17 protein-coding genes are annotated in these 16,568 nt (G+C 49.9%); 7 read left to right on the forward strand and 10 right to left on the reverse strand.

The window, feature by feature from the left end; all coding sequences use genetic code 11:
- Positions 1-81: 81 nt before the first annotated feature.
- The 5 genes from dbpA to ACXAH4_RS17235 form a co-directional block, all read right to left on the reverse strand.
- Positions 82-1,464: an ATP-dependent RNA helicase DbpA gene (gene dbpA, locus ACXAH4_RS17215; protein ID WP_474882760.1), complete on the reverse strand. Its 1,383-nt coding sequence runs from the start codon at positions 1,462-1,464 to the stop codon at positions 82-84.
- On the reverse strand, positions 1,461-3,035 hold the full coding sequence (locus ACXAH4_RS17220) for a substrate-binding periplasmic protein (protein ID WP_474882762.1): 1,575 nt from the start codon (positions 3,033-3,035) through the stop codon (positions 1,461-1,463). Before ACXAH4_RS17220 ends, dbpA begins: the two co-directional genes overlap by 4 nt.
- Positions 3,008-4,051 carry a dihydroorotase gene (gene pyrC / locus ACXAH4_RS17225; protein ID WP_474882764.1) on the reverse strand — a complete coding sequence of 348 codons (1,044 nt, stop codon included), beginning with the start codon at positions 4,049-4,051 and terminating at the stop codon, positions 3,008-3,010. Before pyrC ends, ACXAH4_RS17220 begins: the two co-directional genes overlap by 28 nt.
- 118 nt (positions 4,052-4,169) lie before the next feature.
- Positions 4,170-4,733 (reverse strand): PhnA domain-containing protein, encoded by a 564-nt coding sequence (locus ACXAH4_RS17230; protein WP_349591049.1) that lies wholly within the window; start codon positions 4,731-4,733, stop codon positions 4,170-4,172.
- A gap of 54 nt (positions 4,734-4,787) precedes the next feature.
- Positions 4,788-5,318 carry a lipocalin family protein gene (locus tag ACXAH4_RS17235; protein WP_474882796.1) on the reverse strand — a complete coding sequence of 177 codons (531 nt, stop codon included), beginning with the start codon at positions 5,316-5,318 and terminating at the stop codon, positions 4,788-4,790.
- Between the two features lie 120 nt (positions 5,319-5,438).
- On the opposite strand from ACXAH4_RS17235, the gene ACXAH4_RS17240 reads away from it, so the two are divergent.
- Both ACXAH4_RS17240 and gloA2 read left to right on the forward strand, forming a co-directional pair.
- Positions 5,439-6,392: an aldo/keto reductase gene (locus ACXAH4_RS17240; RefSeq protein ID WP_474846227.1), complete on the forward strand. Its 954-nt coding sequence runs from the start codon at positions 5,439-5,441 to the stop codon at positions 6,390-6,392.
- A 77-nt stretch (positions 6,393-6,469) separates the two neighbouring features.
- The gene (gene gloA2, locus ACXAH4_RS17245; RefSeq protein ID WP_303575512.1) at positions 6,470-6,856 is read left to right on the forward strand and encodes an SMU1112c/YaeR family gloxylase I-like metalloprotein; all 387 of its coding nucleotides are present in this window, start codon (positions 6,470-6,472) and stop codon (positions 6,854-6,856) included.
- A gap of 4 nt (positions 6,857-6,860) precedes the next feature.
- Here gloA2 and ACXAH4_RS17250 read toward each other — a convergent pair whose 3' ends face one another.
- Together ACXAH4_RS17250 and ACXAH4_RS17255 are read right to left on the reverse strand one after the other, a co-directional pair.
- Positions 6,861-7,751 (reverse strand): ROK family protein, encoded by an 891-nt coding sequence (locus ACXAH4_RS17250; protein WP_474846229.1) that lies wholly within the window; start codon positions 7,749-7,751, stop codon positions 6,861-6,863.
- A complete protein-coding gene (locus ACXAH4_RS17255) occupies positions 7,738-8,958 on the reverse strand; it encodes an MFS transporter (protein WP_474846309.1) in 1,221 nt (406 codons plus the stop codon). Before ACXAH4_RS17255 ends, ACXAH4_RS17250 begins: the two co-directional genes overlap by 14 nt.
- Before the next feature lie 357 nt (positions 8,959-9,315).
- Between ACXAH4_RS17255 and ACXAH4_RS17260 the strand changes: the two genes are divergently transcribed.
- Both ACXAH4_RS17260 and ACXAH4_RS17265 read left to right on the forward strand, forming a co-directional pair.
- A complete protein-coding gene (locus ACXAH4_RS17260; protein ID WP_474846231.1) occupies positions 9,316-11,265 on the forward strand; it encodes an alpha-amylase family protein in 1,950 nt (649 codons plus the stop codon).
- A 291-nt stretch (positions 11,266-11,556) separates the two neighbouring features.
- Positions 11,557-11,766 (forward strand): hypothetical protein, encoded by a 210-nt coding sequence (locus ACXAH4_RS17265; protein WP_303575518.1) that lies wholly within the window; start codon positions 11,557-11,559, stop codon positions 11,764-11,766.
- Between the two features lie 53 nt (positions 11,767-11,819).
- Here the strand turns inward: ACXAH4_RS17265 and folE are convergent, their stop codons facing one another.
- A complete protein-coding gene (folE, locus tag ACXAH4_RS17270; RefSeq protein ID WP_474852884.1) occupies positions 11,820-12,506 on the reverse strand; it encodes a GTP cyclohydrolase I FolE in 687 nt (228 codons plus the stop codon).
- A 131-nt stretch (positions 12,507-12,637) separates the two neighbouring features.
- Here folE and folM point away from each other — a divergent pair, with 131 nt between their 5' ends.
- From folM to ACXAH4_RS17285, 3 genes are all read left to right on the forward strand, one after another.
- Complete coding sequence (gene folM / locus ACXAH4_RS17275; RefSeq protein ID WP_474882766.1) at positions 12,638-13,351, forward strand: dihydromonapterin reductase; 714 nt, start codon at positions 12,638-12,640, stop codon at positions 13,349-13,351.
- Between the two features lie 78 nt (positions 13,352-13,429).
- Positions 13,430-14,500, forward strand: a complete 1,071-nt coding sequence (locus tag ACXAH4_RS17280; protein ID WP_474882768.1) for an agmatine deiminase family protein — start codon at positions 13,430-13,432, stop codon at positions 14,498-14,500.
- A complete protein-coding gene (locus ACXAH4_RS17285) occupies positions 14,493-15,386 on the forward strand; it encodes a carbon-nitrogen hydrolase (protein WP_119502635.1) in 894 nt (297 codons plus the stop codon). Before ACXAH4_RS17280 ends, ACXAH4_RS17285 begins: the two co-directional genes overlap by 8 nt.
- Before the next feature lie 33 nt (positions 15,387-15,419).
- Here ACXAH4_RS17285 and ACXAH4_RS17290 read toward each other — a convergent pair whose 3' ends face one another.
- Together ACXAH4_RS17290 and pdeM are read right to left on the reverse strand one after the other, a co-directional pair.
- Positions 15,420-15,677, reverse strand: a complete 258-nt coding sequence (locus ACXAH4_RS17290; protein ID WP_474882769.1) for a hypothetical protein — start codon at positions 15,675-15,677, stop codon at positions 15,420-15,422.
- A 147-nt stretch (positions 15,678-15,824) separates the two neighbouring features.
- Positions 15,825-16,562 carry a ligase-associated DNA damage response endonuclease PdeM gene (gene pdeM, locus ACXAH4_RS17295; protein WP_474852877.1) on the reverse strand — a complete coding sequence of 246 codons (738 nt, stop codon included), beginning with the start codon at positions 16,560-16,562 and terminating at the stop codon, positions 15,825-15,827.
- Positions 16,563-16,568 lie beyond the last annotated feature (6 nt).

The following is a 16,568-nucleotide window of genomic DNA, read 5'->3' on the forward strand; positions in this document are numbered from 1 at the left end:
CTATATCAGGCTGAAAAATAACCGCTGCCAAAAGCGGTGAATGTCCGCCATAAGCGAATCATTGTGTAGTTTACCGTCTTCTTAACCCAGTTTGCGGGCACGCACACGCTTGCCTTTAATCTTCCCTTCCCGGAACAGTTTTAATGCACGCTTCGCACTGCGCTCTTTCACCGAGACGAAGCTCTGAGAGTTCTGCACCTGAATCTTACCAATATCATCAGCAGCAATATCTGCGTCTTTCACCAGCGAGCCAAGGAAGTCACCGGGACGTAATTTTTCTTTTTTACCTGCATTCACATGCAGACAAACATATACAGGGCTGGTGATACGGTTTGCATGAAAACGGAGGCTCTGTGAGCCTTTCAGAGGAATTTTCATTTCCGCGAATGCTTCAATCTTTTCGAAGTGATCCTTCTCGCGCTCACTGACCAGTGTGACCGCCAGACCTTTCGCTCCGGCCCGGCCGGTTCGCCCTACACGGTGTGTATGGGTATCTGCATCTTCGCTGACATCCACGTTAATCACACAGTCGACTTCCTTGATATCCAGACCACGGGCAGCAACGTCCGTTCCCACCAGCACTGACAACGCTTCAGCAGCGAAACGGGCCAGTACGTCGGTACGCTCACGTTGTTCCATTTCCCCCTGCAAACCGGCTACGGAAAATCCGGCAGCAGTCAGCTCATCCACCACTTCGGTCACCCGTTTACGGGTATTACAGAACAAAATCGCTTTGGTTGGCTGAATGGTGGTCAGCACGGCTTTTAAGGCATTGAGACGGGTATGCTCTTCTACCGAATACGCCTGTTGCTCAATATCCGGATTCGCTACCACATCAGCCTTAGCAGTGAAGGTGAGCGGATCAGCGAGATATTTATTCGCCATCCGTTTAATACCGTCGGTCCAGGTAGCAGAAAAGAGTAATGTCTGCACCTGCTCAGCGGTGTAGGAAAAAATTTCATCTACATCGTCTGCAAAACCCATGTCGAGCATGCGGTCAGCTTCATCCAGCACCCGCGATGTCACGCCGCTCAAATCAATCCGGTTTTTCTGTAAGTGATCAAGGATACGGCCCGGCGTACCCACTATCACATGAGCGCCATGTTTCAGAGACTGAATTTGCGGACCCATGGGCTCACCGCCGCACAATGTAAGCACCTTCAGATTCGACATACACTGCCCCACTCCACGGTATTGCTCAGCCACCTGTGCAGCCAGTTCCCGTGTGGGACACAGCACCACAACCTGAGTAGTAAATTCCGTGACTTCAACCCGGTTAAGTGTTGCCACCGCAAAAGCAACAGTTTTGCCACTGCCGGTTTGCCCCTGAGCCATGATATCGCGGCCTTCCAGCGCCTGCGGCAGCGTACCGGCCTGAACCGGTGTCATTGACGGGAATCCAAGCCGGCCCAGAGCGTCCTGAAGCGGGGTGGAAATTGCGTGTAATTCTGAAAATTGTGTCATTGTGTCTTATCGATACTATATAAATATATGATGCCATCCCTGACCGAATAGCGGGTATTACTGCGCTGGTTAATGTCTCTCGCCCAGCGCTCAGCCCACTGCAAATATTTCTCTGATTGTTTTAACCGGCTGGCAGCTTCTGTGAATTTTTCTACCAGCATCGGATCTGTTCCGGATTTCGACAATACCACCCAGGTAGTCACTTCACTGTGACGGGTAGCTAATTGTATGTTCTTACAACCGGCTGCACTTTGCCTGCATCCGTGGTCCATGGCGCCGGGCGATGCAAATGCCAGGTCAATATCTCCCTGATGCAGAGCTTCAACCACTTCTCCCCATGAATCGAACTCCACCACAGGCAGTCCCGCTTTACGGGCTATATCGCTGCGAAAGTCACGTTTGATTGTTCCTGTGACCTTACCTTTCGGAATATCGTCTATATTCTCCCAGGTTTCGTCGTCCAGCCCGAATAGTCCGTAACTATTGCGGGTTACCGGCGTTATCCAGTGGAAGAGCTCTTCACGCTCCGGGGTTCTGGCCACGGTAAATGCCAGCACATTGGGCTTTTGCAGTGATTCCCGCATTAACCGCTGCCAGGGCACTGCCAGCAAGGGGGCATCGACATCGGCTTCAAGTAACAAAGCGCGCACTAAATCAGCACTATATCCCACCAGTTCCTGCCGCGAATTTAGTTTCGCGAAATCACCGGAGAGCTCCCCTAACACCCAGATATGCTCTGCTTTGTCGATACTCCGGGAGTCTGACAAATACAACACACCATCATCGGTACGGGCGATGAGACCGAAAGCCGTGAATTCATCCTGCACCTCATCGACGAGCTGGCGAAATGCCGGGGTTTGCCTGAACCGTTCTGCCGCCTGCGTGAGGGTCAAAGCCAGCGCATCACTGCCCTCTGTCTTCGGCAGAACCAGGTAACTGACAGGGGTGCCGGTGGTGTAAGCCGGGATAAGTTCATCGCAATCCATCAGGGCTTGCGCGCACACCAGACGGACGCCGGCTGAAGAAAAAAGCACACCTTCAACCCGGTCTCTTAGCAATGTGCCGATAGCCTGTTCCCAGGAATTCACCGCCAGTACGCCGGACACATTGGCTTGTCTGAGCAACTTATGACGGTAGTCATCGCGCATAACTGCAATGGAAGAAAGCTGGTTCAGCGACGATACCCCTGAACGGGCAAAAACACTTTCTTTTTTAATGTACAGTTGATTGGGCGTTGCCGTTACCGGCATGATCCAGTGATATTGGGATTCTCTTTGCGGAGTGCGTACTACCGAGGCCCCCAACTGATGCGGATTCTTTTTCAAATCCGCCAGCATGCGGGCAAAAGGTTCCGGTCTGATACTGTCTTCCAGCCCGGCTTCTGACAACACTCCGCGGATAAGATTGACCGTATACCCGCGTAATTCGCCATCCTGCGTTTCCTCAGAAAACACAGGCACAGGACTGACAATAACCGACAAGGGCTCAGCGTTAACAGAAAAGAGAACGCTGGCCAGAAGACTCAGACCGCCGGTGAGCCATCTTAAGAAAGAGACTGCTCCAGCTTCCATTTAAGTGTCTTCCCTGCATGAAACGGTACCATTTCAGTGCCGTCCGGTAATGTAACCACTTCAGGCACCTGCCACGGAGAATTAACCAGCGTGATGGTGCCTTCATTTAACGGCAAACCATAGAAGTTTGCACCGTGAAGACTGGCAAAGCCTTCAAATTTATCCAGAATATTCAGCTCATCAAATATTTCTGCATAAAGCTCAATAGCACTCCAGGCGCTGTAACAACCGGCACAACCGCAGGCATTTTCTTTACGGTGTCGGGCATGAGGCGCAGAATCTGTGCCCAGGAAAAATTTAGGCGAGCCGGTGGCTACCGCTTCCTGTAACGCCTTCTGGTGAGTATTGCGTTTCAGTACCGGTAAACAATAGTTATGGGGACGTACACCGCCAACCAGTAAATCATTACGGTTCAGCAGAAGGTGTTGGGGCGTAATGGTCGCAGCCACATTATCACTGGCCTGCATCACGAACTCAGCGGCATCGGCCGTGGTGATGTGCTCAAATACAATCTTCAGTTCAGGAAAAGCTGCAACAATAGGACGCAGGTGGGTATCGATAAACACTTTTTCACGGTCGAAAATATCGATGTGACTTTCTGTGACTTCGCCGTGGATCAACAATAAAAGACCGTGGGCCTGCATGGCTTCGAACACAGGATAAAGTGCTTCAATGGCAGAAACGGCTGCATCAGAGTTAGTCGTTGCACCCGCCGGATATAATTTACAGGCAACCACCCCGGCTGCTTTTGCCGCTGCAATATCTTCAGCAGTCGTCTGATTGGTCAGATAGAGCGTCATTAACGGCTCAAACTGACTCCCCGCTGGTCGCGCTGCTTCAATGCGCTGCTTATACGCAGTTGCCATTTCAGCATTGGTGACCGGCGGAACCAGATTCGGCATGACAATCGCTCTGGCGAAGCAACGGGCTGTTGCCGGTACGGTCTCGCCCAGCATATCGCCGTCGCGGAAATGTAAGTGCCAGTCATCGGGGGTGCGGATAGTTAACGTCTGCATCGGGTGTATTTTGCCTGTGTTGTCTGTTTCTCTGGCTAATTATGCCTGATAAGACGTCACTGTGCACGAATGTCGCGCACCTTGCTCAGGTAAAATGCACGACAGTCTGACCCGGGTTTCAGGCTTTCTTTGTATAGGCGGCAATAATGACGATGCGGGTACCGTTTACACGGCCTTCAATGTGAAGCGGGTTATCACTTAAGCCAATATTACGTACAGCCGTTCCCCGCTTTGCAGTGAATGTGGCGCCTTTCACGTTCAGATCTTTGACCAGATGAACGGTGTCACCGGCAGCCAGCGCGGTTCCGTTGCAATCCAGTGTCGGCTCACGGTTCAGATCCACCAGACCGGCCTCGCCCCAGGCACGCACATTGTCTTCAAGATACGCAATGTCCAGCAAATCCTGAGCCCAGGTCTCTGATTTCAGCTTATTCAGCATGCGCCACGCCGTCACCTGTACCGGTGCAACAGGCGACCACACGGCTTCGTTCAGGCAGCGCCAGTGGTCTGCATTTAATTCACTTTCGCCATTTAACTGGTCACGGCAAACCTGACACGCAGCGATATGCGTATCCGCTTCACTGTCGGGTGAAAAAGGCACTTCGTACAGTGCAACCAGGTCCTGACTGCCACACAACTCACATGCGCTGCCCGCACGGCTCATTACACGATTTTCCACAATTTACTCCGGTGAGGAAAAACCGCAATTGTAGCAGGGTTTTATTTTCCGTGCCGCTCATTCAGCACGGTGCATATCTTGTTTAACGTAGATCAACTTACCGGTGTCGTAACCCATTCCCTCTGCTTTACTTACCAGAGATCGCAGCAAATCCTCCTGCATCGACGGATTGCGGGACAAGATCCACAAATAATCGCGGTCGGGACCGGTCACCATGGCATACTGGTAGTCTTCATCCAGCGCTATCACCACATAGCTGGCATAGAAAGGCCCGAAGAATGACACTTTAAGGTGCGCGGTTTGCTCATCTTCTACAAACAGGGCTTTACCTTCAGCCTCGTCCCATTTGTTATCTTCGCCGTCATATCCCCGGTTGATAACTTTCACACTGCCGTCTTCAGCCAGAGAATAAGTCGCCGTTACCTGTGTAAGACCCTCTTCAAAGGAATGGGGTAATCTTGCAATTTCGTACCAGGTACCAAGATACCTGTCGAGCCGGAAATCTTTTACCGGCTGTATGCCCTCCGGTTTCGATGTACAACCGGAAATCGCAAACAAAGCGAAAATGAAAAAAGTGAATAAACGCATAGCTGGCACTCTTACAATCAAATTAAACATGTTTGGCTTACATACGATTGCAAACCCGCTCCGGATACCTGAAAACATGTTAATCTGGCAAAAATAAACAAAACCAATTCAGGACTTTGCATGTTATCTCACTATTTTCCCAACGCGAGTAAACTGGTCTACGGCTGTATGGGCCTCGGCGGTGACTGGGACAGCTCCCCGGTCACCCGTGGACATTACACGCAGGCCAGAGACGTCATCGAAACAGCGCTTGAAAATAACATCACCGTTTTCGATCATGCCGATATTTATACACTGACCAAAGCGGAACAGGTATTCGGGCAAGTACTAAAAGATGCTCCATCGCTGAAAGAGAAGATGATTCTGCAATCAAAATGCGCCATCCGCTTTGAAGATGAAGCAGGTCCCAAGCGCTATGACTTTTCTGCCAAATGGATAACGGAATCTGTAGACGGTATTTTGTCCCGTTTAGGCATTGAGCAACTGGATATTTTACTGCTGCACAGACCTGACCCGCTGATTGAACTCAGCGAAGTTGCACAAACCATCCATGATTTGCAGACTTCAGGCAAAATTAAACACCTCGGTGTGTCTAACATGCACGGTCATCAAATTGCATTTTTGCAAAGCGCACTGGATACACCCATTGTCGCCAATCAGCTTGAAATGAGCCTGGCATTCCGCGACTGGGTAGAAGATGGCATTACCACTAACAGTGTCCACAACCGCAACATGGGCTATGCGCCCGGAACCATTGAACATTGTATGCTGAATAAGGTGCAGCTGCAGGCATGGGGAAGCCTGGCACAGGGCCGGTATACCGGCGGCAATGCTGAATTTGAAGAAGATGTTGCCACGGCGGCGCTGGTTACCAAACTGGCAGCAGAGTATGGTGTGTCACCGGAAGCCATTGTACTGGGCTGGCTGATGCGCCATCCTGCCGGCATTCAACCGGTGATCGGTACCACAAACCTGCAACGTATCAGGCAGTGTACAGAGGCAACTAACGTCACCTTAAGCCGTGAACACTGGTACGCTCTGCTTGAGTCAGCCCGCGGCAGTGATGTGCCCTGAGCAGCTGACACCATCTATGCAAGGAGAAGCCCGCCGGTTTCTCCTTTTTTAAGGATTTTATCCCGCTAAGGAACACCATGCTAAACGGCTTTCATCATGTTGCGATAATCTGCAACGACTACCAGGCTTCAAAAGCCTTTTACACAGACATACTGGGTTTCAGTGTTATTGACGAAAATTACCGTGAAGCACGGGATTCATGGAAGTGCGACCTCGCCCTGCCAGATGGCTCTCAGATAGAGTTATTTTCCTTTCCCGGCGCACCGGCAAGACCTTCACGCCCCGAGGCGCAGGGATTAAGGCATCTGGCTTTTAAAGTCAGTGATATTGATAAGGCTGTGGCGCAGCTGACAGCACATGATGTCAGCTGCGAAGATATCCGTACCGATCCCTACACACAAAAACGCTTTACGTTCTTTCAGGATCCCGATGGTTTACCACTGGAACTGTACGAAATTAACTGACACGTTATGCGTCATGGTCCAGCAGCGCCAGCGCGCCATAAATGCCCGAGCGGGTACCCAGCCCCGGCAGACAAATAATGTCGTCCAGACTCTTGCCCTGAGGGAAGACAATGTAGTCCTTCAGGCTGGCTGACGTTTTATAAACAATACGCTCCATCATGCCCGTTTTCTGCATTACACCGCCACCGAACACGATTTTTTGGGCGCTTAAACCTACCATCAGGTTATGGCACAATTGCGCCAGCACGTCGGCAAGTTTATCCCAGGCTTCGTGATCATCCGGCAGCGTATCAGACGGCTGTCCCCAGATTTTACCCAGTGCCGTACCTGATGCCAGACCTTCCACGCAATTACCGTGGAAAGGGCACACACCTTCTATGCCCTTTGGCGGGATGACTTTAAAATGGCCCATTTCAGGATGCACCAGACCATGCAGGGGCTTTCCGTTAATCACCACTCCGCCGCCGACACCGGTACCTACGGTTACATACACAGCCACGCTGGCTTCCTGCGCTGCACCCCAGCGATATTCCGCCAGCGCTGCAGCATTCACGTCGGTATCAATTTCAACCTCACAATCCAGTGCGCTGGCAAAGTAAGGCGCCACAGACGCGAAGCTCCAGTGAGGTTTCGGCGTTTTGGTAATGAAGCCCCAGGTATCGGAGCTTTTATCCAAATCCAACGGACCAAAACTGGCAATTCCCATCTTCGAAAAGTGGTAGCCTCTGGCCCGCTGTGCTTCAAAGAAACTGACACAGGCAGCCAGGGTTTCTTCCGGCGTCGTAGTGGGTATACGGATTTCTTCAACGATATGCCTGGCAGCATCCACAATAGCGCAATTAAACTTTGTTCCGCCGGCTTCAATAACCGCATAATACTGATCAAGCAGCGCCATATTCACTAGCCTCAATTTTTTCTAACTGACGTTGAGTCGGGTTCTTCAGATAATTAAATAACAGACCGGCAAACAGCAAACTGGCAAACACGGTGGCAACCATAAAGCCATATTTAGCATCACCACCATTTGCGTCACTGACCAGTCCCATAATGAACGGACCGGCCGCTGCTCCGGCTGCAGTGAAAAAGAGTATCACACCCGCCACCGATCCGTGCTGATGTTTAGGAAAGCAACTGATGCCTTTGGAATTAAACGTCGGATAAATCACCGACATAAAGATACCGGTAAGCGGAAACAGATAAAGTGCCACCTGTTTGCCCCCCATCAGACCGCCGGCAAAGCACACAACAATGGCACCGCTGAATAACATCAGAACCAGTGCCCAGTTAAAATGACTCATCATCCAGATCCCGACAAAGCGTCCGGCAGCACGAAGTATGAAAAAAGCGGTAACAGAATAAATGGCCAGAGTTTGGGCCGCGCCGCCGGTATAACAATCATAAGTCGCTCTTAACGAGGCTGCGTCGCACACCAGATAGCTTGGCATCCACACATAAATCGCACTTTCCGCAGCAACATATAAAAAGGCACCGGTGGAAAAACCCAGCGCATAAGGATTTTTAACCAGAGACAAACTTTGACGGACTGAGACTTTTTCAACGCTGTCGTCCTGATTGCGGGTATAAACCGGATACTTCACCCACACCGCAACCACTATCAGAAATGTGCAGATCCCGCCGGCGATAATGTACAGGTACTGCCAGGGCACACCCTTATGAATAAGCCAGGCAACGATCAGCGGGCCGATTATCGCACCCACTCCAAAGAAGGCCTCAGCACCGTTCATGGTAGCGGTATGCTGTTTCGTTGATGAGGAAATATCACCGATAAGCGCCAGCGCACCTGTTTTAAAAATACCTACCGCAATGCCGGATAAGGTCATCAGGCTGACAATAAAAACAAAGTTGTTGGCGATAAAGAAGCTGTAGCACGCCAGACCGAATACACTTAATCCGATTATGATGGTGGTTTTACGACCAAGGCGGTCAGCAAGAAACCCCAGTAACAAACCAGACATTGCAATACCCAGCATGGGCAGAGAATGCATCAGACTTGCCTGAGCATTAGTGACATCAAAGGCCACTTTCACTTCTTTAATTATTTCGCCCACAGAATCTGATGTCATTGCGAACATCATAAACATTAAGTACGTAAGCCATCGAATGAACTGGCTGTTCGACTGTTGCATACGGCTGCCTCATAAACTGCAGATAAGGCAACCTGTGGCCCCTCACCTGAGGATTAAATTTCAACTATTAACATTTCTTTATCATCACCCCGTCTAAACTTAACCATTTAAACGTGTGAGACTTTTTCGATTAAGTGTAGACAATTTCTCCTGAGACACTAGAAATAAGTCATTCAGAATGTTTTGCAAAAATCACTTAATCGTTTAAGATAAAGTAACAGAACGTACAAACTCTGTAAACATCATTGTGAATCAAATGTGAATTCCAAACCACCATCTTCCGGTGTTTACAGTGAAAGGCAGGAGTATAAAATGAATTATGCCGCAGACAGCGAACAGTGTTTAAGCCGTATTCTGGCTTCTGTGGATCTGTCCATGCTCAGTAAGCGCGACAGTGCAACCTTTGTCAGTCGTCTGGAAGCCCACTTCCCCACGTTATTCCAACGTTATACCTTTGTGTATGGTCATCAGTATGACTGTTATTACCATCTGCAAAAACTGGTAGAGCTGCTGCGAGACGGACTGAAAGCCCGTAAGCCAAAGTTAAAACAGCAGGATGCTGCCAAGCTGAAGGATCCCCGCTGGTATAAAGGTCAGGAACAAACCGGACTCGCCTGTTACGTCGATCTCATGGGTCCGACACTGAAAGATTTGCACCATAAAATCCCCTACTATAAAGCGCTGGGGATCACCTACATTCATTTAATGCCACTGTACGATTCACCCGAAGGTGACAGTGATGGCGGCTACGCAGTTTCCGATTACCGCAAAGTGAACCCGTCACTGGGTAATATGAAAGATCTTGAAGCTCTGTCAGATGCGTTGCAGGCAGAAGGCATAGACCTGGTGCTGGATTTTGTTTTTAACCACACCTCAGACGAACACGCATGGGCGAAGGCTGCGCTGGCGGGGGATAAAACCTGTCAGAACTATTATTACCTGTTTGATGACCGTACCATTCCTGATCAATATGAGCGGGATTTACGGGAAATTTTCCCTCAGGTTCGCAGAGGCAGCTTCACCTACAACGACACCATGGAAAAATGGGTGTGGACGACGTTCAACAGTTTCCAGTGGGATTTAAATTACAGTAATCCGGAAGTGTTTAACGCCATCACTTCAGAAATGCTGTTTCTGGCAAACATAGGTTGTGCAGGACTGCGTCTGGATGCCCTCGCCTTTATCTGGAAAGACATGGGCACCAATTGCGAAAATCAGCCCAATGCCCACCGCCTGATCCAGGCATTCAACGCCTGCCTTCAAATCGTAGCGCCGGCCGTTGTATTCAAATCAGAAGCGATTGTGCATCCTGACGAGGTGCTGAAGTACATCGATAAGAAAGAGTGCCAGCTGTCTTATAACCCGTTATTAATGGCATTATTGTGGAACAGTCTCGCCACAAGAAAAACACGCCTGCTGACACAATCTCTGAAGAAGAGCTTTGTCATTCCTGACGACACCACATGGGTGAACTATGTGCGTTGTCACGATGATATTGGCTGGACATTCGATGACGGCGTAGCACATGAGATTGGTGTTAACCCTTATGATCACCGTTACTTCCTGAACCAGTATTTCACCGGTCGTTTTGACGGTTCCTTCTCGTCAGGGGTACCTTTTGCAGAAAATCCGTCTAATGGTGACTGCCGTGTATGTGGTTCACTGGCTTCACTTTGCGGACTGGAAAAAGCACTGGTCAGCATGGATCAGAATGCCATCGACACAGCCATAGAACGTATGCTGTTGCTCTACGGCATTACCTTTTCTATCGGCGGTATTCCGCTTATTTATTCCAGCGATGAACTCGGTTTACTGAACGACTACAGCTACCGCGACAACCCGGCGAAGCGTCATGATGACCGCTGGGTAAACCGTATAGCGGTTACTGATGCGCATATTGAAAATGTGATGAACCAGGACAAAGCGCCGGCCGGCCTTAATGAAGCCTGCCAACGAAAAGTCTTTAATGGTCTGAAAACAATGCTGGATATCCGCAGGCAGCATGCTGTTTTCGGTGATGCCCGTACGGAAATCCTGGATACCGGTAATCATCATTGCTTTGGTTTTGTCCGCTATAACCAGCAGGGCCAGAAAATGCTGGGCCTGTGCAATTTCAGCGAGCATGCACAGCAGGTAAGCGGCAATATTTTGAATACTATCGAACATAAACCGGCCCGTGACTTGTTAAGTGACAGCAAGCTCACTGGTCACGAACAGGTTATTTCACTGCGTCCCTATCAGTTAAGCTGGTGGCTTATCTGACCCTCATGCGCCGGCTTCCCCTATGCCGGCGCATTTTCAAACCTTTTTAAGTTATTCATCGTAGTTATTTGAAAACCGGTGGTGAAAAGTTCTTTACAATTCTGTAATTGGACTATAATCCCGTTAGTGCTTTCATCTGATCCTCCTTACTATGTCTCTTGCGGTTTTAGAAGTCCCGGCAACAGACGTGGAGAATTTAGCTGTTAATAACACTGTTAGTTGCAGATGCGACTGATGTATCGATTTCTACGGAACAGAAATCGCGACTTCACTTTAAAATAAGGAAACGTTATGAATGCTACCCTGGAGCAAGAATATCTTTGCCCGCATTGTAGTCATATCAATGCCATTGAACTGGATACGCACCGTGAAATGTACCGTGAAATGTACACCACCTGTGACAAGTGCGGCTCTCATCTGGAAGTGGTACCCGCCGATGGTATCGGCGAGAAAATCAATCTTATTGTCTCTTTAGCGTCTTCTGATATCGCGCTGCGATAATCTTCTCAAACATGCAAACTGCCTGTGTGCGCAGGCAGTTTTCTTAACCTTAATTAGTCTCTGAAGAATTCCTGACGGAGTAACGGGTCGGTAGTGAATTGTCCGCCGAGTGCAGACGTTTTCGTGTAGGAATTAGTATCTCTGATCCCGCGGGCTTTTACGCAGTAATGCGTTGCATTAATAGATACCGCCACATCCTCAGTGCCCGCCAGCGTCTGGATAGCCACCAGCACTTGCTGCGTGAGTCGTTCCTGCACCTGAGGTCGCTGGGCAAAGAAGCTCACCAGACGATTCAGTTTAGACAAACCAATCACCGTATCTTTCGGGATATAAGATACTCTTGCCGTGCCATCGATGGTGACAAAGTGGTGTTCGCAGGTACTTGTCAGGCTGATATCTGTAACCTGTACGGGTTGATTGAGCTGCATCTTATTCTCAATCACAGTGATCTTAGGAAAATTCCGGTAGTCCAGACCGCCAAATATTTCATTAACGTACATTTTCGCAATGCGCGCCGGTGTTTCAGCCAGACTGTCATCAGTACGATCTAACCCGAGCGTATCCATGATGTCTGTCATCGCCGCCTGAATACGTGCGCGCTTCTCATCATCAGACAGACCATTCCGCACCATAGGTGTTTCCAGTCCTTTCGCTTCAAGTGCATTTCTTACCTTAATTGCCGCAGGGGACAATCCGGGTTCGATTGCGTCACGTACAACTACTGCTTCATTTGATAACATTAGAAAAATTCCGAACAACCTGATTTTCATTTAACGAAAAAGGCTATACTTACAGACCACTTTTTTCGTCAGATGATAAAAATTTAATGATGAAACCAGGGGCGTTAACCTGATCATCCAAGGAGTTTGCTTTGCCCAGTCCAGTGCTGATAACCGGTGCTTCGCAGCGCGTTGGCCTTGCCATCGCCGAACACTTGCTCACAAACAACTATCCCGTAATTGTAACATACCGTACTCATAAAGCTTCCATTGAGCGCCTTGAAAAAGCCGGTGCGGTGGCAATTTGTGCAGATTTTAGCACCGATGACGGCATCCTGCGATGTATTGAAGCGGTGAAAAGTCACACAACCAGCCTGCGGGCGGTCATTCACAATGCATCATCATGGGACTCAGAAAAACACAGCAAAGATTATGCGGCCCTGTTTGATGCCATGATGCAAATCCACGCGAAAGCGCCTTATCTGATGAATATGGGATTGAAATCGTTACTGACAACCACAGAAGAAAAAACAGATATCATCCACATAACCGATTTTGTGCAGGACATTGGCAGTGAAAAACACCTGGCTTACGCTGCCAGCAAAGCGGCACTGCATAACCTGACCTTATCATTTGCACAAATGCTCGCGCCGGATGTAAAGGTAAACACCATTGCACCGGCACTGCTGATGTTTAACGAAGGCGACGATGAAGCCTATAAGCAAAAAGCGCTGGCCAAGTCGCTGATGCAGAGTGAGCCCGGCGCTCAGGCTGCGGTGGATGCAGTGAACTATCTGCTCAATGCATCGTATGTGACCGGAGAGACGTTGCAGGTCAATGGCGGACGCCATCTTAAATTCAACTGATTTCAACGTCTTTTATTTATCGCCATTTTGGGACGGGGTATACTTGCGCCGTCTACTAACTGATTCAACGGAACCGCAATGACGAACACACCTTCACCACTTATTCCTGAGTGGGAAGCTATCGATGCTGTGATCCTCGCCTGGCCCCATGACCAGACTGACTGGGCTCCCTGGCTTGAAGAAACAAGAGCCACTTATCTGCAGGTGATTGAGCAGGTGAATGCCGCCAAAGCCGGTGTCATTCTGCTGTGCCGTGAAAGTGATATTGCCGGCATGCAAAGCCGCTTACCTGCCAGTGCACGGGTATTAATTGTGTCTGCTGAATTCAATGATACGTGGGCACGGGACTATGCATTTTTAACATGCAGAGCCGCGGGCGATACAACCAGCCCGGGACAACCCGTCGAGTTTCAGTTTAACGGCTGGGGCAATAAATTCGATGCGTCACTGGATAACCGGGTAAACCAGCGTTATCTGGCGGGTATGTGTCAGCTTCCACTGAAAACCAGTGATGTCGTTGCCGAAGGCGGCGCTCTGGAGATTGATGAGAACGGCCACCTGCTGTCAACGGCACAGTGCCTGCAAAATCCTGAGCGCAACGGCAAAATGACCCTGGCACAATATGATGATGAATTCCGCCGGATGATGGATTGCTCTGCAGTGACCATTTTTCATCAGGGACACCTTGAAGGCGACGACACCGACGGTCACATTGATACATTGGTGCGTTTTACACCGTCACAAGGTCTGGTTATTCAGGCCGCGGATAACTGCCCCGAAGACAGTCATTTTGCCGGTCTGGCTGCATTGTGTGAAGAGTGCGCAGATGCGTTCCCTGCCCACGAGCAATTTAGATTGCCGTTACCGGAAATGTATAACGATGACGGTGATCGCCTGCCTGCATCCTACGCGAATTTCCTGATTTGCAATGATGCGGTTTTACTGCCTGTTTATCAGCAGCCTCAGGACGCAGAAGCCATTGCCGTCACGCAGGCCGCCTTCCCTGATCACACCATCGTACCGGTGAATTGTGACACCCTGGTACGACAATACGGCAGTCTGCATTGTATTTCCATGCAGGTTCCGGTTAACACATTGAAGCCTTCTGTACTGGCTCAACTGAATAAAGGAGTGACCCTCTATGCCTAAGAAATCCCTTAAAGTAGGCCTGGTTCAGCAGGCCGTTGCCGGCAACGATAAAGCCACCAACTGGAACAAGAGTGCAGAGCAGGTTGCTAAGCTGGCCGCTGAAGGTTGCGAATGTATTTTATTACAGGAGCTGCATTCAACACTGTATTTCTGTCAGGAAGAAGACACGAATGCATTTGATCTGGCAGAGCCCATTCCGGGACCGGCTACAGACTTCTTTGGCGAGCTGGCAGAAAAACACAATATTGTGCTGGTAACCTCTTTGTTCGAAAAGCGGGGCTCAGGGCTGTATCATAATACCGCCGTGGTGTTTGACCGCAGCAAAGAAATTGCCGGTAAATACCGCAAAATGCATATTCCTGATGATCCCGGTTTTTACGAGAAGTTTTACTTTACGCCGGGCGACATGGGCTTTAAGCCAATTGAAACCAGTGTGGGTAAACTCGGTGTGCTGGTTTGCTGGGATCAGTGGTATCCGGAAGCAGCACGCCTGATGGCGATGGCCGGTGCTGATTTATTGTTCTACCCCACCGCTATCGGATGGGATATGACCGATACGGAAGAAGAGCGTCAGCGCCAGCACGGTGCCTGGCATACGATTCAGCGCGCTCACTCTGTTGCCAACTCGTTACCAGTCATTGTGGCAAACCGTACCGGTTTTGAAGCCTCTCCGGTAGAAGGCGACCCGGGCATTCAGTTCTGGGGACAGAGTTTTATTTCCGGCCCCCAAGGTGAAGTGCTTGCACAGGCCTCCGCCGACAAAGAGGAAACGCTGGCGGTAGAACTGGATATGGAAAGAACTGAAAAGGTAAAACGCATCTGGCCTTACTTCCGTGACCGTCGCATTGACGCCTATGAAGATTTAACTAAACGCTGGCGGGATTAAGCTTCCGCCAGCCCGCAGGCTGCCGTCTTGCCTTCAGCGCAAACGGTGGCTTGTGCGCTTATCCAACTCATCCCCCACAAAATCACTGTCTTTAAATCTGGTCAGCGGAAACCACCTCACCGCATAGATATCATTCCCTGCAAGCAGCATCAAAGAAGGGAAAAATAATACTGCCCCGGCGAAGCGGAATGTAAACTGAAACAGCAGGAATGTGCTTACCAGCATAAACAAGGTTGCACCGTATCGCCATAACCGGCTGACTCTGACAGGTTGCCAGCATTCGCGGCACATAAACCTACCGCTGTTAGCGAGGGCTTTCATGCAAATACTGCGACTTTTGCAGCAGGGACAGCGACGATGTGTGTACATAGTGGAAGCATTCAGGTAGATAACTGCGTGCCAGTGTAGTACACCCGATACAACAGGATAACTGTACTTTCAGTCAGATTTACAGCGATATATCTTATTTTCGTACAGTAAAAAACATTGCCTTTCACCTGGCTTCAGCAACGCAGTGAGCACCCCGCTGCTGACATCCAGACCACCGGTGTACTGCCCGAAGGCAGGCATGATAAACAGGCTGTCATCGCTTACAAAACACTTACCGGAGAAACGTTTTCTGCCAACGCAGGTGTGGGTTTTAGGGTGAAAATGGCCGATGATTTGCGCGGCCGGAGTTCTTGCACCGGAAGGCGTGTCTGCGGATTCATCCGGTTCGTGCTGCAGCCTGATATTGCCCCAGTGCAAAACATCGATTGTGCGGCCACCGGCACCGGCCGGGATCTCAGGATCATGGTTGCCGGCTATCCATACCCAGTCTTTATATTGTGCCGTTAAACCAGCCAGCAGCTTTCTTTCTGCAATGCCCATGCGATCAAAGCCACCGGCATCATGAAAACTGTCCCCCAGGCAGATAACCTGTGCCGGCGCATAGTCTGACAGTATTTTCTGCAGGCGCTGCAATGTCGCCAGACTGTCCAGTTGTGGCAACGGGTTGGCAAACCGGCTCAGATAGCTTCCCTTTTCGAAATGCAGATCGGATACCACCAGCGCGTCCCTGGCCGGGCAATACAGTACGCCCCTGCCATCGGCAATAAACACCTGCTGTGCAAACCTTACCGGCACTGCCCTGTTGTGCGCTACCAGACGGTTAAGCTGTTCTTCTGTTATTGCCACTCAATA

Source organism: Alteromonas sp. ABV2_168, assembly GCF_056161165.1.

Coding starts and splice junctions, on each gene's coding strand:
- dbpA (WP_474882760.1), bottom strand. CDS start 1,464: ATGACACAATTTTCAGAATTACACGCAATTTCCACCCCGCTTCAGGAC.
- ACXAH4_RS17220 (WP_474882762.1), bottom strand. CDS start 3,035: ATGGAAGCTGGAGCAGTCTCTTTCTTAAGATGGCTCACCGGCGGTCTG.
- pyrC (WP_474882764.1), bottom strand. CDS start 4,051: ATGCAGACGTTAACTATCCGCACCCCCGATGACTGGCACTTACATTTC.
- ACXAH4_RS17235 (WP_474882796.1), bottom strand. CDS start 5,318: ATGCGTTTATTCACTTTTTTCATTTTCGCTTTGTTTGCGATTTCCGGT.
- ACXAH4_RS17240 (WP_474846227.1), top strand. CDS start 5,439: ATGTTATCTCACTATTTTCCCAACGCGAGTAAACTGGTCTACGGCTGT.
- gloA2 (WP_303575512.1), top strand. CDS start 6,470: ATGCTAAACGGCTTTCATCATGTTGCGATAATCTGCAACGACTACCAG.
- ACXAH4_RS17250 (WP_474846229.1), bottom strand. CDS start 7,751: ATGGCGCTGCTTGATCAGTATTATGCGGTTATTGAAGCCGGCGGAACA.
- ACXAH4_RS17255 (WP_474846309.1), bottom strand. CDS start 8,958: ATGTTTATGATGTTCGCAATGACATCAGATTCTGTGGGCGAAATAATT.
- ACXAH4_RS17260 (WP_474846231.1), top strand. CDS start 9,316: ATGAATTATGCCGCAGACAGCGAACAGTGTTTAAGCCGTATTCTGGCT.
- ACXAH4_RS17265 (WP_303575518.1), top strand. CDS start 11,557: ATGAATGCTACCCTGGAGCAAGAATATCTTTGCCCGCATTGTAGTCAT.
- folE (WP_474852884.1), bottom strand. CDS start 12,506: ATGTTATCAAATGAAGCAGTAGTTGTACGTGACGCAATCGAACCCGGA.
- ACXAH4_RS17280 (WP_474882768.1), top strand. CDS start 13,430: ATGACGAACACACCTTCACCACTTATTCCTGAGTGGGAAGCTATCGAT.
- ACXAH4_RS17285 (WP_119502635.1), top strand. CDS start 14,493: ATGCCTAAGAAATCCCTTAAAGTAGGCCTGGTTCAGCAGGCCGTTGCC.
- ACXAH4_RS17290 (WP_474882769.1), bottom strand. CDS start 15,677: ATGTGCCGCGAATGCTGGCAACCTGTCAGAGTCAGCCGGTTATGGCGA.